Origin of the sequence: Vibrio sp. OPT46, from assembly GCF_015163535.1 — a bacterium.
Classification (GTDB): Bacteria; Pseudomonadota; Gammaproteobacteria; order Enterobacterales; family Vibrionaceae; genus Vibrio; species Vibrio alginolyticus.
This window is the reverse complement of record NZ_JADDYG010000647.1, coordinates 1-1,226: the sequence shown is the minus strand read 5'-3', so window position 1 is coordinate 1,226 and position 1,226 is coordinate 1. Positions and strand designations below refer to the sequence as shown.

At 42.1% G+C, this 1,226-nt stretch carries 2 protein-coding genes; both read right to left on the bottom strand.

Features of this window, described 5'->3' with window-relative positions; translation table 11 throughout:
- Positions 1 to 207 precede the first annotated feature (207 nt).
- Positions 208 to 693, bottom strand: a complete 486-nt coding sequence (locus tag IQR33_RS24010) for a hypothetical protein (protein WP_193844129.1) — start codon at positions 691 to 693, stop codon at positions 208 to 210.
- Between the two features lie 294 nt (positions 694 to 987).
- On the bottom strand, positions 988 to 1,226 hold a 239-nt coding region (locus tag IQR33_RS34230; protein WP_228014109.1), incomplete at its 5' end, for a hypothetical protein.

The window sequence follows — 1,226 nt, the reverse complement described above, 5'->3', positions numbered from 1 at the left end:
ATTTGCTCTGAATAGGTTGGGTTCGGATGCTTCTAAGACGTTTGCCTTGAATAGCATTTACGCACTTGAATGCTAGTGTAAGTGCTTTTTTTACTTGTGCCTTCTTTTCTTCGTTGATCTTTATGATTCTGTCCATACTGCCCCCAAGCAACTTTTTATAAAAAAGAGGGCCATTGAGCCCTCTATACACGTTAGATTTACCGATTACTATTCTTGACGGAACGGATCAATTACAAAGCCAAGCGCGTCTAGGGGTTGGCTATTGTATGCAGTAAGTGCTTCGCGACCTAAATCCAGTTCGTATCCAGAGCCAACAAAGTCATCACCTACAAAGCCACAAATAACATTGTTTGAGATACCTTCGATACCTTCCCAAGCTCTCCCGGTCCAATATTGCGATTCGACAATCCAAACACCTTCACGATGAACGCGCACTCTAAAAGCACTTTCACTTCGCTTAAGTTCTTCTTTTCTTATATCGATGTTCACATCAGGATTAAATAGGTCACCAGATAGAGCTTTTAAATCTACATACTGGTCTTCTTGTTTAATGAATCGGATTTTCCCTAATCGAACAGCTAGGGCTACTTTGTCTATTTCGCCGTTTCTCTCCGTGGATGTTTCAGTCTTTTCGGGTGTCAGCTGATTAAGTAATGAAATGACTACTTTCTTATCGAATGATGAAATCTTCATATTGCCCCCAAGCAATTGTTTTAAAATAGATAGTTACATAAGCAACTAAGGAAATTATACTAAAACACGCTCTAAAATACCACATTAAAACATTAAATATAGTTAAGTATATTTAACTATATTGGTTGACTTTACCCCGGACAAAGGCGATACAATGGGGCTCGACAGAGGGACAGCTTTTTAGGCGAAGCCGTTAAGAAAAGCGATACAAATGCTTTTAGCTCGCCGAAGGCGATTCATGTGGCCACCAGCTTTCTGCTAGGACGGTGACAACGGGGTTTTGTTGGCATCGTACTAGCGCTGGTGGACAACAGCCTTGAGCGGCAGAACTTGGTGAGGGACGAACCCTAGTGATGCTGGGGTAAGTCCGGCGGGTGGGCCTCGGTGGCGACTAGGGGTATCCCCTATTAGTGGAGAGAAATTTTCTTGTAAGGTCTCTATTTCTTTTATTGAATTTATACGGACAAAAAAAAGCCCCTGCTTTGTAAGCAAGGGCTTTTCGCTTGGGGAGCGTTTAATCAAATGTTTGAGGA

Coding starts and splice junctions, on each gene's coding strand:
- IQR33_RS24010 (WP_193844129.1), bottom strand. CDS start 693: ATGAAGATTTCATCATTCGATAAGAAAGTAGTCATTTCATTACTTAAT.